This window comes from Salipiger sp. D13 (assembly GCF_003703915.1).
Classification (GTDB): Bacteria; Pseudomonadota; Alphaproteobacteria; order Rhodobacterales; family Rhodobacteraceae; genus Salipiger; species Salipiger profundus.
Map to the genome: position 1 here is coordinate 1 of NZ_ML112608.1, position 14,696 is coordinate 14,696.

Annotated in this window: 10 protein-coding genes and 1 pseudogene; all 11 read right to left on the reverse strand. The window is 47.0% G+C overall.

The genetic code is table 11. The features are described from left to right. Nucleotides 1-286 (reverse strand): annotated as a pseudogene (locus tag D6860_RS16915) (UDP-glucose 6-dehydrogenase); the annotation flags it as partial. Between the two features lie 216 nt (nucleotides 287-502). Next, nucleotides 503-2,470 carry an acyltransferase family protein gene (locus tag D6860_RS16920; protein ID WP_076625895.1) on the reverse strand — a complete coding sequence of 656 codons (1,968 nt, stop codon included), beginning with the start codon at nucleotides 2,468-2,470 and terminating at the stop codon, nucleotides 503-505. A 376-nt stretch (nucleotides 2,471-2,846) separates the two neighbouring features. Then, the gene (locus D6860_RS16925) at nucleotides 2,847-3,860 is read right to left on the reverse strand and encodes an acyltransferase family protein (RefSeq protein ID WP_076625894.1); all 1,014 of its coding nucleotides are present in this window, start codon (nucleotides 3,858-3,860) and stop codon (nucleotides 2,847-2,849) included. A 692-nt stretch (nucleotides 3,861-4,552) separates the two neighbouring features. Further along, the gene (locus tag D6860_RS16930) at nucleotides 4,553-5,665 is read right to left on the reverse strand and encodes a glycosyltransferase family 4 protein (protein WP_076625893.1); all 1,113 of its coding nucleotides are present in this window, start codon (nucleotides 5,663-5,665) and stop codon (nucleotides 4,553-4,555) included. Between the two features lie 2 nt (nucleotides 5,666-5,667). Then, a complete protein-coding gene (locus tag D6860_RS16935; RefSeq protein ID WP_083697995.1) occupies nucleotides 5,668-6,978 on the reverse strand; it encodes a lipid II flippase MurJ in 1,311 nt (436 codons plus the stop codon). Then, nucleotides 6,972-7,550: an acyltransferase gene (locus D6860_RS16940; RefSeq protein WP_083697994.1), complete on the reverse strand. Its 579-nt coding sequence runs from the start codon at nucleotides 7,548-7,550 to the stop codon at nucleotides 6,972-6,974. The genes D6860_RS16935 and D6860_RS16940 overlap by 7 nt, the downstream gene beginning before the upstream one ends. Nucleotides 7,551-7,583: 33 nt before the next feature. Next, on the reverse strand, nucleotides 7,584-8,711 hold the full coding sequence (locus tag D6860_RS16945) for a glycosyltransferase family 4 protein (RefSeq protein ID WP_076625890.1): 1,128 nt from the start codon (nucleotides 8,709-8,711) through the stop codon (nucleotides 7,584-7,586). A 2-nt stretch (nucleotides 8,712-8,713) separates the two neighbouring features. After that, nucleotides 8,714-9,841 (reverse strand): glycosyltransferase, encoded by a 1,128-nt coding sequence (locus D6860_RS16950; protein WP_076625889.1) that lies wholly within the window; start codon nucleotides 9,839-9,841, stop codon nucleotides 8,714-8,716. 5 nt (nucleotides 9,842-9,846) lie between these two features. Beyond that, entirely contained in the window at nucleotides 9,847-11,145 is a 1,299-nt protein-coding gene (locus tag D6860_RS16955; RefSeq protein ID WP_083697993.1) for an O-antigen ligase family protein, read from the reverse strand. A gap of 92 nt (nucleotides 11,146-11,237) precedes the next feature. Next, complete coding sequence (locus D6860_RS16960; protein WP_128549272.1) at nucleotides 11,238-12,434, reverse strand: glycosyltransferase family 4 protein; 1,197 nt, start codon at nucleotides 12,432-12,434, stop codon at nucleotides 11,238-11,240. Between the two features lie 78 nt (nucleotides 12,435-12,512). Continuing rightward, nucleotides 12,513-14,645, reverse strand: a complete 2,133-nt coding sequence (locus D6860_RS16965; protein WP_076625886.1) for a GumC family protein — start codon at nucleotides 14,643-14,645, stop codon at nucleotides 12,513-12,515. Nucleotides 14,646-14,696: the final 51 nt, after the last annotated feature.

Here is a 14,696-nt window from a genome sequence, read left to right on the forward strand (position 1 = left end):
ATGGTCGCCTGCGGATTGGCGGCGATCACCTCGGCAATGACCGTCTCGACGCTGGAGGTGTCGAAGTAGTTGGTCTTCGGATCGTAGTTGGTGGGGGTTGCGACGATGACGTAATCGGCATCGGCATAGGCCTGGCCCGGATCCGTCGTCGCGGTCAGCTGCAGCGACCGGTTGGCGAGGAAATCCTCGAGCTCGGCATCGACGATCGGGCTCGTCCGGTCATTGACCAGCGCCACGCGCTCCGCAGAGACATCGACGGCGGTGACCGGGTTGTTCTGCGCCAGCANACCAAGGCCCGCAACGGAGATTTTCATGTCGATTCCCTTCTGGAATAACGTGATAGTGCTTTACGGTCGAAGTAAACAACAACCACTGGGTCGCGCGTTGTCTGAATTGAACTCACCCTCCCGACCACCAAGTTTGTAGCTCTTTGGCAAAGAACTCTGCCAAAACCTTGATATCTAGCCAAAAGTTTCCGCTTACATCAGGAGCCATAGATCAATCACTCCGCCAAACGATCAATGAATGTAGCTGAACTAAGAGCCCATTGTGGATTAAAGTGAGTACTATCCTTGTAAATTGGAACTGCATTATCATCAGTCGCTAGGCACATATATCCTTCGCAAAGTTCAACAAAGGGATCGATATAATCAATGTTTAACCTCTCAGCGAAAGCAACCATCCGATCGTGAACGTTGACTTGCTCCGAAGAAACAGCAACACGCATGAGCGGGGTAAGCTGATTGGAAAACGGGTTCAAACGATAACGCGGACCGGTAATGTTGAACTCAGGTGCTGCCGGATTATCTAAAACCAAAACCACACGCTTTCCGATTGATCTCAAATACCGGACACCCTCCTCAAGTTGTTGTAAAACTAGGTTGAACCCTTCCTCAGTATCAATTGAGACAAGCTCACCATTCTCCTGCATAAGTTTGTAATCATATATACCACCAGGGTCCAATATATAGGAATTCCAAGCTCCACCTATTACGATAGTGGAAAACTTGGGCAACTCTGCCATCTCCCAAGCGCGCGCAATCATGGGCCAGCAGCTCGCACGAGCAACAATCTCCGATTGAATACCTAAAAGAGGGATACACCCTCCTCCAAGGGCCATCAAAGCACCATTTTCGCCTCTTTTTAGAAGCGCTGCATCTAGTCGAGCAGAATATTGGGCAAAATGGGAGTCTCCAATTACCAAAATACCATCCTGAGACGCGACACCCACGTGATAAAAACCGCTCAGATCATCAGAATTAGAATTCGACCTCGCCAACAAAAAATCCCACTCATTTTCAGTTGGGAAAGCGACAGACGCCATACGTGAAGGGATAAAACCCTTATAAATCAACCCGCCTAAAGCCGAAATAACGAGCGCCGATGAAATAAGTGACACAGCAAGCCCATTTCTCTTCCCAGATTGACTGCGGATAGGCAACTCTAAGAAACGAAAGGTCAGCCAAGCTAAGACTAACGCAAGCGCCAATGCCAAAATTGAAATCTCGACAGGGATCCGAGTAAAGGAGATGTTCAGATAACTAAGGATCGGCCAATGCCAAAGGTATAGCGGATAACTAATCAGCCCGACGAACACTACCGGCCGGCATGAAAAAAGGGTACGATTAAGCACAGCCGCTTCACCTGCAGCGATTAAAAGCGCAGTGCCAATTGTTGGCAAAAGAGCCCAAAAACCGGGGAACGAAGAGCTTGGATCAATCCAAAACAGTGCAGCTATAATTAATGCGGCTCCTAAAACCGACATAAAGTTCCGTGCGCCAGCTTTTATAGGAAAATCTCCGTTCACCAGAAACACCGAGAGCGCGGCCCCAACAAGAAGCTCCCAAGCTCTGGACAGCGGAGAATAGTACGCGGCGGAAACGTCATTGTATATATAAAATATGCCGAACGCAAAGGAAGTTAATATCGCTAAAACTACATTGCATCGCAACAACTTTGGCGATCTGCAAACGACGTAGAGCAATAGAGGCCAAACAATATAAAATTGTTCCTCGATCGCCAAACTCCACAGATGCAGTGTCGGCTTTCGCTCGGACGCCGTGTCAAAATACCCAGCCTCAGACCAAAGTTGAAAGTTCTCAAAGAAAAACGAAGAAGCGATTATGTGCTTACCAAGATTTGAAAACTCCACCTGAAACAATGCATACCAGCCAACTATCAAAGTCGCCAGGAGGACAACACAAAGTGCGGGGAGGATACGCAAAGCTCGCCGTTTATAAAATTTTAAAATGGAGAATGTTCCGCTCTGATGACCTTTTAGAATAATACCCGTGATTAGGTAACCCGACAGAACAAAAAACACATCCACTCCAACAAAACCGCCCGGCACGACGCTTGGGAATGCATGACAAATTAGAACTGAGATCACCGCGAGCGCACGAAAACCATCGAGATCGCGACGATAATGCGACTGGTGCAGCGAAAAACCGAGATGTCGATAGTCTAACATCTAGACCTCGTGAGAAAAAGCACGCAAACATTAAGCAAGCGGCCGAGTTTTAACAGAGTCAGGCCGGAACCATAGTGACATCTCTTCCATGCACCAAAAGGCACTTCGGAATCATAGGAGGCCGCACTTTCTAGGAGTCGGATGAGGTTTCATTTTGTTCCTTACTAGTAGTCGATAGCCTGATCTAAAATCAAAAGCTTAACATACTAAACGCTTCATACTGCTTCCAAGCGTTTGAACCCAGATCTGCCTCATTCGCAATACCATTGGAAGACCAGAAATGACAAGTTCAAGCGGACTATGCGTAAATCCTTGATATATCTAGCTCTTCGGGCACCTTGAAAGACGCTGCATTCCTGTGCTTCGATCAGTAATTTCACCCCCTCAAGACGCCTTGCCGCTGACGCACGAGAAACTTTCGCCGCAGCACGCTACGCATTGGTCTGTCGTAGTATATATCGACAGCCCACGCGACAAGAAGGGTGAACACGAGCACCATAGTAAACAGCATTCCGATCGATATTTCAATCTCGAACAGTCGGGATAACGACGCGATGACATAGATATGGATCAAATACATCGGGTAAGAGAGATCACCTAACCTTACCGCGACTTCCTTGATTCTATTACTTCGCTGGACGAACCAAGGCTCAACACAAAATGCCACATACAGCAAAATTGCCGACGGTACACCAAAAACGATTACACGATCTAGACGATCACTCCAATAAGTCAATAAGATCATACTGGAAAGAGCCAGTATAGAGATCCCTGCTGAAGTTGTTAATCGGATACGCCAGCACAGGCCGCCTCGATAGAGCTTAGCTAGCACCATTCCAAAAACGAACTCAAACATAATGTTGCCCCCATAGAAAGCTAAAGGGCTGGTGTCTGCCGGGGGAAAAATTGCAACCCCGGTCAAAACAACAATGATGAGTAGGCTGGCCAAAAACTCGCGATGAGTATGGGACACCTTCATTGCAATAAAAAACAATGCGTAAAAAAACATTTCATAATTCAAGGTCCAACCAAGCTTTAATATCGGCTTGAAATCGGTCTGCGCCGTCCAATATGGATAAAAAAATAAAGATGAAATAATGTGTGGTATATTGAACTCAGCCGCATTCAAAAGAGATGGCGCAACAAGCGTGACACCCGTCAGCAGTAGAGTGAAGAGCCAATACAGCGGCACAATCCTAATGATTCTCTTTTCTAAAAAGTTTTTTTGATCACCTTCGGTCACATGCGCAATAATGAAACCAGAAATGACAAAGAAGAGGTCAACGCCGAATGCGCCGACCTGAATCTCGAAACCCTGCTCACCCATGGAGTGGGTAAGCACAACGAAGAAGGCCGCTAAGAAACGTAGGACCTGAAGAGTATAGATCATGAACGAGTTTGCCTCCTATATGAATGCGCAATAGTAGTGACTATTACAATCATTGGAAGAACTTACTATTTTCAAGCTTTTCAGAATCATCTCGCTCCACGTTCGGATTACATATGCTCATTCTTCTGCAGAAGCGTCGGGTGTTTGGGGAGCGTAAACTCCACCCCCCTCCACATATTCCTCCGCAGTTGCGAGAAAACTTGCCCATTTGAGAACCCATGCGGAATTCTTGTGCAGACAATGTAAAGCTCAAACGTTCTTCCCCACGGGTTCTCTGCGATACGTTCCATAACAGTTAGTCATTAGCGCGGTAGCCGTTCACAAGGGCAGTCTTTTCGACAACTTGACCACCGCGCAACCGAACTCGAACACCGACAACTAACCATCCAAACACACAGTGAATCTTCACTTACACCTACGCACTATTGCCTCCATAAGGGATCTAACACGCTGTTAATGCGACAGCGGGTATCACAAAACGAGGAAATAACGGTCTTGGACGTGTGTGGTGTATGTCCACCGGTTCCGCAATGTACCTTCTGTTGTTAAACAATTCTGGAACCGAAATGTTTAACGCAGGCAACGCAGCGAAAGCTTAGGACCATCAGAAAAAACGAAAAAGCAGGCCACCGATAAAATTGAATAACGATGTTCAATGAACCGTTCCGGCTGTAAGCCTCGAATGAAAGCAATCAATGCCCGGAAGCCTCTTGCAGGAGGCTTTCCCAAGTGCGCATTATCTTGGGCTCTCCAAACCGGCTTCTAACCTCGAGAGCTTTTCGGCTCATCTCTTCACGTCGCCGGGGATCCTCGAGCAGATCTATCACAGTTTCACACCAAAGAATTTCGTCTTCTTCAGGCAGTATCACGCCGTCACGGCCTTGAGAAATCACATCTCGGGGCCCATGGTGAAAATCAGTTACCACCGGTACAAGACCATATGCCATTGCCTCGATTAGCACCATGGGCATCCCCTCCCAGCGAGACGTCATCACGAAAACCTGAGCTCTTGAATACCACTCTGAAACATTTCCCGCGCGTCCAGGCAAAAGAACTTGATGTTGCAGGCCCAAGTCGAAAATTTTCGTTTCAAGATCCTTCCGCAATGGCCCCTCGCCGAGAATAACTAGCCGCAACGACGATCGCTCGGAGGCGAGCTTAGAAAACCGCTCTATCAAGATGTCAAAGCCTTTCGCGCGAACCAAACGCCCAACCGCTAGAAGCACCTCGGATTCCGGCGAAACAACATCATTCGGATGAATCCGAGGCGAATAATCAACCAGTGGAAAACTCAATATATTCGGAATAACCTTGATGGGCGTAGCACCACAAATCGGACGGAGTTCTTTAGCTGATCCAACAGTCTGTGTCATGACCAACGCAAGGCGACGGTAGGCCCAAGGTCGCAAGCTCCCCCAAAATTTCCCCCTCACAGAACGAGACGGAATGTTCCGTTCACAACCAACGATGCGCATTCCGCTGCCCAAACACGCTAAAACTGCTTCAATGGACATATTCGCTTGGATGGCTATTAATACATCTGGTTTTGAATGGCCGCTGACAGCTCGCCGCAACACTTTCAATCGCGAAAAAACTCGAACAAGCGAGTGCGAGGAAACTACACCCTCGCTAGCAAGTGAAATTAAATTAACTCGTGGATCTGGATGATATTCTACCTTATGAAGAGGCTCCATTGTAAGAAGCCTCACTTCGTGTCCGGCCTTGGCCCAAGCACTGGAGAGGTTAGATGCCGCTCGCTCGGCTCCACCGCCGCGCAGGCTACTTACAAGAACGTCCAGCTTCATTCTTAGTTATTCCTTTCATGTCTCGATGGCCGAAGTGCCGGAATCATAAAAAGCAACGAAACGGTTTGCTTTGCAACTGTCGCGTACATAATCAGAGGCAACCCCCATTTCTCCAAGAAGAACATAATAATTACAACCTTACACGCCAATGCAGCTAAGTTGGATATTAGCAATAAGCCAAACCGACGCTGAACGACCACACTCTGTGAGAGCATAAGACTAAGAAAATAAACCGGGAGAACCATCAGCCCCGCCCTCAAAATATCGCTAACATTTTTTGTATCCTGAGGAGTAAACTCACCATGTTCAAAAAGGATACGGACACCAACGGGGGCCAGAAAATACCCTAAACCATAAGAAACGACACCCGCCATGAAAAGATTGATACCCCAACGCCGAGTTAGTTCGAATTCTTGCCCTTTTCCTTCGAGTCTTGCCTCGGCTAACACTGGTAGAACCGCTCGACCCACTGCGGTAGCGCCCAGACTTGTAATTAGCATGAGCAACCGATTGGCATAAGCCAGCGTCGCGTTCTGATCGTAGGGTAAACTTGCGGCAGCTAACTGATCTAAAAATAGGCCTCCAAGGACAAAAGCTGTTTGCGCCGCCAAAATCAGGCCAATCTCCTGGAGCCGAGAACTGGAGGGCAACTCTAATGCCATACGCCGAGGGCGAAACTCCTGAAAAGCGCTGCGGTCAGCGAGAAGCAGAGCGCCTAGATAACCAAACATTCCAAGACAAGTGAACCAAGCCAGAAGGGAATTAGCCGCGAGATGGCGTTCGAAAATTAGAAGGCCTGAAATCAACGTGAATGAAGGTATAGCTTCAAGTAAGCTATTAATTTGCCTTCTTGAGGCCATCAACCGAGCTGAAATTATTGTCGCAATAACCCCAGAAGGAACCATAAACGCAAACCCCGGCGCTTGTACCGAAACCGCAAGCGCCGTATCGGGGCTCAAGCCCATCAAATCACCTCCGAACCTCAGCAGAAAAAAGACGGCGCTCGACATAATCAACGTAAGGAGTAGGACCCACATTATAATCCCGCCGTTTTCAGGCTCTCTCCCTGACTTGTGGCGCTGCGCCACAAAAAAAGGAATCAAAATCATATTGCTGGCCATCGCCACTAAAGTAATTGGCGTGTTTGCGATGGCGAAACTCAGCGCGTAGGCGTCAACAGCAGTCCCTGTACCATACGTGTTTGCGAGCGCCATTTCTTTTATTGCCCCGATGGCCTTGGCTACCAGCAGGAAGACGAAAGCGAAACTAAAACCGCGAAGGATCTGGCGATCCGAACTACTATATTTTACCATCTTTCAGTACTAACATTCGACGGTCGGACAAGTCGGTCACGGAGTGCCTCTGGGACATGCATCACAGGTTGCGTCGGCATAAGTGCTGCATTAGCGAAAGTTATCACGTTTCGAGGACTTGGTAGGTCATTCTGAGCCGCACAATCCGAAAGCCGACGTGCATGCAAATCGTCAAAGGTCCCGATAATGCGCGCTGGATTACCGGCCACAACTACACCTGAGGGTACAGACCGAGAAATGACCGATCCGGCACCGATGACAACCCTGTCGCCAATATCCACTCCTGGAAGGATAATTGTGTAGGCACCAACAAAAACCTCAGAACCGATCCTGATCCGACCAAAACGCTGACGGCGTCCTTTACTGTCACGCACTAGCCAAGTCGATCCGTCGTGATTGAAAAAAGCAACATCACGTGATATTGTAACCCTATCACCTATCTCGATCAAAAACGGCTCCGATCCAAAACGACGACTAAGGATCCGGCAATTTCTTCCGATCTTGACGCCGATTTTGCGACCATACCTTTCATTTCCAGCAATAACCGCATAAATTCGCATGATAAGTCTCATAAAACGCTTCAAAGTTTCACCTCCTTTGTGGTATTAGAGCCTAGCGTTACCGGTTACTATTGCCTCGTACTGATCGACCATCCGATCATAAGTAAACCGTTCAAGCACACGATTTCGTGCAGCGACCCCCATCTTGGAACGCGAAGCCGGATCAAGGATCCCAGTTAACGCTGCCTCAAGAGCAGCGTCATCCTCAGGCAACACGAGAAAGCCCTGCTCACCATCGACGATTATTTCAGAGGCCCCGCCAATATCAGTCAATACAACCGGAAGGCCCGTAGACATCAGCTCAAGCGCCGCATGAGAAAATGTTTCTACCGCATTTGAAACAAGGATACCAGCATCAGCTTGAGCTAACGCTGGAACGATGTCGCTCATTCCCCCAGCAAAAGTAACTTTTTCATCTAACCCTCGAGCATAAACTAAGTTTTCCAACTCAGATCTGAGTGGACCTTCGCCAATGAAAAAAAGGTGCAAAGGTTCGAACTCTTCCGGGCGTTTTAATTTTAGTTTGGCAACAGTCTCAATCAGCCAAGAATGATTTTTCTCCGGCGACAGCCTTCCCACAAGTGTAAGACTGACATCATTAAATCCAAACCCATACTTTTCACGAGACTGCGCACGAATAATATCAGAGGGCGGCAAAAAACGGTCCGACGCGATACCATTCTGAATTACGAAAACATTTTTAGAAGTCATCCCCCTCATTTCCCAATAATCGCGTTGAAGCAAACTAACAAAAATGAGCGCATCAGCACGAGAAGTGCACCATTTAAAGAATGGAAGCTTCATCCTGCCAATTAGAGAGTCTATTATAGTAGTGGAAAAACGGCAGCAAAGTTGAGAAATATTTGCGCCGCGATAACGGGCAAGTGTCGCTGCTACCAACGCAGATTGATTTACCGCAAAAACGGTGTCTGCTCGAAAGTTGTTAAGTGCATCCTTTAAGCGCCTTGTAAGTCCAAAAGAAAGGATCCCCTTTGCATTTAAAAATATAGGACTAACCGGAAAATCACAAACAGGGAACTGCTTTGATCCACCACTGAAGAGCACGATAACTTGAACCTCATAGCCACGCGCCGCTAAAGCTCTTGAAAGATTAAGAGTATGCCGCTCAGCGCCGCCAAGGTTAAGACGATCTAGAATAAATGAAATCCGCATAGCTAACTTCCTTTAGAAACTAGTGAATTAAAGATCATCTCATAGTGCTTCTGGACGGCTGATACATCAAAAGGCGCAAGAGATGTCTCGGTTTCTGATGAGTGCGGCGCGGAAAGAAAGGAACCAATAACTTTACTCAAAGCCTCAGCCGAAATATCGGAACTAAGGCGACATCCCTGAAGGCCCTCAAGTCCAGGCATCGGCGTGCCGATGACGGGGCAACCGCAAGCCAGCGCTTCAAGAACAACGTTCGGGAACCCCTCGACACGAGATGAGAGAACAAAACCATCCGCACGAGCGAACCAAGCGTACGGATTCCGCTGAAAACCAAACATTCGAATTTGATTTTGTAGTCCGGCATCCTCAATTTTTCGTCGAATTTCTTCTTCTTGCTCCCCTTGACCAAGAATCGCAACTCGGATGTCCTCTCGCCCGAGGATACGTATTGCGTCAACTAGCAAGTCAAACCCCTTTGCCCAATAGACGCCTCCAGCTGCGACAAGCTTCGGAGAAGATAATCTTTTGCAACTTTCAAATTGATTTAACCCCCAAAACTCTACCGCTTCGGGATCAAGGTCGGTTGCGGCCAAACTTTGTATCTTTGAACGATCAAGTGGATTCGGAACCACTGTATTCGCGTGCTCCTTAGGCAAACGAAGCATACGAACCATTGAGAGCCTCATCTGTTCGGATTGAAATACGACCATATTAGCACGACGAAACGACCAACTAAGTAGGACGCGCATCAGGTTTGATTTAAGAGATCTAAATGAAGTGGCACGCAATACAAGTGAAGTCTTGCTCGAAAATAACGGCTGAATAATACCTAGGGTCGCGTTGACGTGGTCCAAAGAAGCGAAGACAATATCTGGCTCAAAAGAACGAATAAGCTTAAGCAGTTTTGGTATTGCTCTACGCCCGCTTGAAGCGTCTAAGCGGATCACCTCAGTATTTTCTGGAATTTGATCGTCTAGAAGACCCTTTCTGTTCGTGGTCAGAACCAAAATAGGGTGCCAGTCATAACTATCTTGAAAAGCGCGCAACAGTGCTAAAGTGACGCGCTCCGCCCCGCCACCGTGAAGCGCAGGCAGAACAAAAAACACTACATTTCGACGCGTCGTGGACACCATGGCTTCTATACCTCTGGCTTGAATTTTATATTGGAAGGCGGATTCGCCTGCTCACATTTAATTATGTTAGAAAGACGCCAATACAGCATCACTAAGAGCATGTAGTGAGCTAAGTCGAAATATGAATGTGTGAAAACGCTTTCGATGGCCATCAAAGTTCCAAGAACGATGCCGAACCGACCCGGAAATTTAAAAATTCTGCGGAGAAAGTCAATGTACCAGAGTCCTCCGATTACGCCAAACTCCGCCAAAATTAAAATATACATATTATGAACTGAAACTTCGAAACCCCAATTTCTAGTTGCAGCAAACCCTCCACCAAAAAATGGATTTTGAGTAAAGGCTTCATAACCCAAGGCAAGCACGAATAGCCTCTCGCTACCACTACCCTGATCGGTGCCATTCAGTCGCGCGATTGTGTCCGCATTTAAATAGGGGTTGACGATATCAAGAATATCAAACCACGTGACCGCGACAAGAATGAGCAACAACAATGAAAAAAGCACAGATAAAAGTACATTTGTCGCAATAGACTTAGGACGAATACCCTGAGCGCCAGGACGAAAGGTCAGATCAAGAAAAACAGAAACGGCCCATATTACAGCACCGCCCCGACTGAAGGTAAAGAATATTCCGATCAAAACTACGATGTAGTGAACGAAGCGAACTTGAAGTGTTTTACCAAATGTCATTAGCGGCAAAAGCATCGCCATGAAAGTCGCACAAAGATTTGGATTTCCATACAGACCTGATGCACGCCCCTGTATCGATCCCATCTGAACAGAAAATATTTGCGGCATAACTACCACAAACACATTAAGAAGCGCTGTCCCCCATACGATTAACTGCACAGATTTCAGTATCGCACGATAGTCTACGACGAATGAAAGAATGATCTGAAAACAAATTGCCATGACCACAACATTAAGGCGAAGTACAAAAGTACGCTCGACAATTGAGGCAGTCTCGACAAACGGCAACCAAAAAACATGAAGAAGGCCAAACAAAGCCATCGACAAGATCATCCCGGAATCTGGATGAGGCAACCACCGAACAAATACGGTTACTAGAAATAATGTGACGCCGTAAGTCAGAAAATAAATATATGATGGCTTAAGCGGGTTGGAGAATTGCGCAAGGCCACCATCTGAGAAATCTCCTTGCCCGAAATATATAGCTGAAGAAAGAATAAAAAGAACTAGAAGGACGACATAGTACTTCATCCACCTTTGAACATCACGCCGACGCACAATAAGCCACGAGCTTGTAGACAACGAGATATGCTGACTTTTGCTATAGTTCATTGGGGTCACACCTGGAGTTTCCTCTATTTAGTGCTATCAGCGGAAGAGCGGAAAGCTATTTTGAAGAAAGTGCAGAACGTCATCTACGAGAATTATACTTGTGAACCTTTACCACTGACTCTTGATTTAGGTATGTCGGCTAAAACTTCGAAAAGAATATCCAAAATTTCGCGCCTAAACCTATCTGAGGTATATCTCATAATATATTGAGAACGAGCCGATGAGCGCATATTAATCAGGTTCTCGATTGAAAGGCTTGATAGGGCATCAGAAAACTCGTTCCGAGTGAGATGAGAAACGACGATTCCGCTCTCACCGTCGTCTATCAGCCCGCCCATACCACTTACGTTGGCAAGTATGACGGGTGTGCCGGCACGGAGTGCTTCTATTAGAACCATTGGCAATCCCTCCCATCGAGAGGGCATAACAACTGCATGCGCGTGAGCGTAGTATCTAGGTATATCGTCCGAAGAGACCCAAGAATGAAAGGTGGTCACGTTCGTTAGATCTTGGCGAAACTTATCGTTGGAGTTCACACCTGCTCCAACAATATGTAGATGGAGGCCTGAATTTTTAACAGACGCATCGGACAACGCATCCAATAAGATGTCTAACCCCTTCTGGCGCTCAAATCGTCCAACAAACAGAAGGTTAATTTTATCTTTGGTATATTCGTAGGGCGTCGGAAGTGTAGCTGGATCGACGTCAAGATCTGGCATCGCATTCTCGACCACCACATGCTTACCTAAATATTTACTTTTGTCGGCAATTGACTTGTCATTACGACATATATTAACAACCAAGTCAGAAAGACCCGCCAACCCACCCTCCAATATTGACACGATTTTTTTCTTAATTGGCCTGCTTTGATAACGCTGCTGAGCCCAGCCGTGGGAGCAATATATTATTTTTGCGTCCGTGCCGCTCGCCCTTAAGTAAAAAAGTGGAATAAGAGAATAACTTGACTGAAACCAGATTATATCTGGATTGAATTCTTTTTCTGCTTCTATTGCGGCCTTCACAAGCTTTATAAGTGAACGCAAGCTGCGGCCATCTCGGCGAAAGGTGGTCGCCGATGCGGTAGAACGCAACTGATTCAAGTGGTCCGCAGGCACCACAAAATGGCTCTCAACTATATCGCCGCATATATCCTCAAACGTGTTTAGCCAGGTTGCCACTCCCCCTTTTATTGTTTCACACACATGTAGAATTTTCATCGAGCTTCCCGTTTCCATTTTTACTTGGCATCGCCCAATCGTGGGTTTTCCCGCAACATAGATCTGCGCCAAGCCAAGAACTGCAAGTCTTTCTAAGATCTAACGCTCCAATAGCCTTACATCCGCTCCCATATAATCTATTCATAAGTATTAGTTTTCATAGTATTGAGACCCTGAATTGGAGTAACTACCGTAAGCACCGCTGTATCCATATCGCCTCATACCTTTTGAGCTAATTTGATTCAGAACCAAACCAGTAGCTGCTTTCCCAACACTTTCAAATTCTTTCAACGCATTAAGAACATATTCTCTTTGAGTGTCATCCCACCGAACCACAAAGATTATAGAATCAGCATTTTGCGCAATCACCCTAGCGTCAGGAACAAGAAGAACCGGCGGTGTATCGATAATTATGAGATCGTATCGCGTTCGAAGTTCTGTTAGAAGGTTGCTAAACCGCTCCGATGAAAAGATATCAGCAGCATTAGCTTGCCCGCGGTCACCGAGTAACACATCAGCGTTTAGAAGCTCTGAATGAACAACGACGTCATCAAAGTCTTTATCGCCCGTTAGCACCGACACAATTCCACTCTTTTGCTTCTTTTCTAAATATTGGGAAAATACGCGGCGCCGAATGTCACCTTCGATCAACAAGACTTTCTTACCCATAGTTGAGAAATTAAGCGCGAGCGACAAAGATATCGTAGTTTTCCCTTCTCCAGACAAAGATGAGCTTGTCATAATCACCTTTGGTGGCGCATCCACATTGGACAACATAACCGAAGTTCGCAAATTTCTGATCGCTTCTGCGGACGCCGATGACGGTTTTTCCCTAAGGTAAGAAATTGTGTCTAACCTTTTTTTTGAAGGAACTAATGGTACCTGCCCGATTACCGGGTATCCTGTTGCGGCTTCCAGCAACTCCGCATTTCGGAAAGCTCGGTGGCGGGCTTCCTTCAAAAGTACAAGGCTGGCCCCTAGGAGAAAGCCGAGTACTGTAGATACTGCGAGTATCAAAGACTTTCGCGGCGCCGAAGCTGCTCTAGGTACGACCGCAGGGGAAAGCAAACGGCTATCGGCCTGTTGGATTCCTTGTTGTGCTGAAGTCTCCTTGAGACGTGCAAGGAAATATTCATAAAGAAGGCGACTTGCTTCGGCCTCACGTGTCAGTTGTTGCAAGGTGATCAAGTCTTGGCTTTGTTGCTCAATCTGCAGCTCTAGAGTTTGCAACGAATCCCTTAGTGCGTCCAGCTGAGACGCTTGCCTAGCGATATCGGTCTCCGCACGGGCAACGAGTTGATTAAACCTATTCTCGAACTCTGCTGCAATAGATGGATTCGATACCCGAGGCAACATGCGCTTCAACTGCAGGTCTCCAGTCGCCTCGACCCGATCCTCGGGTGAATTCGCTGCATTAAACTCCGAAAGTCTTCTTTCGGCGCGACTTTTCTCGACTTGTATATTATCGATGCGTTCCCGTGTGTCTTTAACCTGAACTTCAAGTCCTTCTAACGCTTCCGGACTGACTAATGAGGTTCTGGCACGGAAGTTTTTCACCTCTTCTTCAGCCTGCTCAAGTGACGCTTGTAGATCGGTCACGCGCTCCGTTAGCCATGAAGTCGCTTGTTCAGTCGCTTCAAATTTCACTTCGAGTTGATTGAGAATGTAGGTATCAACTAGTGTGTCTGAAATTAGGGCCGACTTTTCCGCACTTTGAGTTTCGACAGTGATTTGAAAAACAAGGCTCTGCGTGATATTTCGAACCGACATAGATGCAAGGAGTGCGTCGATCACTCTCTCCCGAGCAATTCGCGCGCTAGCCTCTGAGGCTTCTGGAACCGGCTGTCTAAATACAAGTTGTTTCACAAAATATTTGGCGCCACTTTTGAGTTTTGAGAATAGACTTGGTGGAGCCAGAGCTGAATTAAATTCGGGATCGTCAGTCAAATTTAATTTGTCGACCACCTTACCTAACAGAATTCGGCTTTTAAGAACCTCAACTTCAGTGTTCACAATAGTACTGTCGGCGCCCAGACCGCCCATTACACTGCCTAAATCCACTACTTGTTGCTCTTCACGATTGTTCAACATCACAACCGCTGTCGACCGGTACATCGGTGTTGCGAGCACATACGCATACACCCCACCGAGGAGAAGGGCTGTGAAAACTACCGCAGCGATAAATATTTTACCTCGCCATAGTGCACCTACCAGAGCGCCTAGGTCGATAGCATCGTCCTCAGAAGATGAGGCGCTTGTATGGCTTTGGCGGATGGATCGCATATCGTTCAACGTGTGTCTCCAGGGGCTTCAGCTAGACGATCAGTAGCAGCA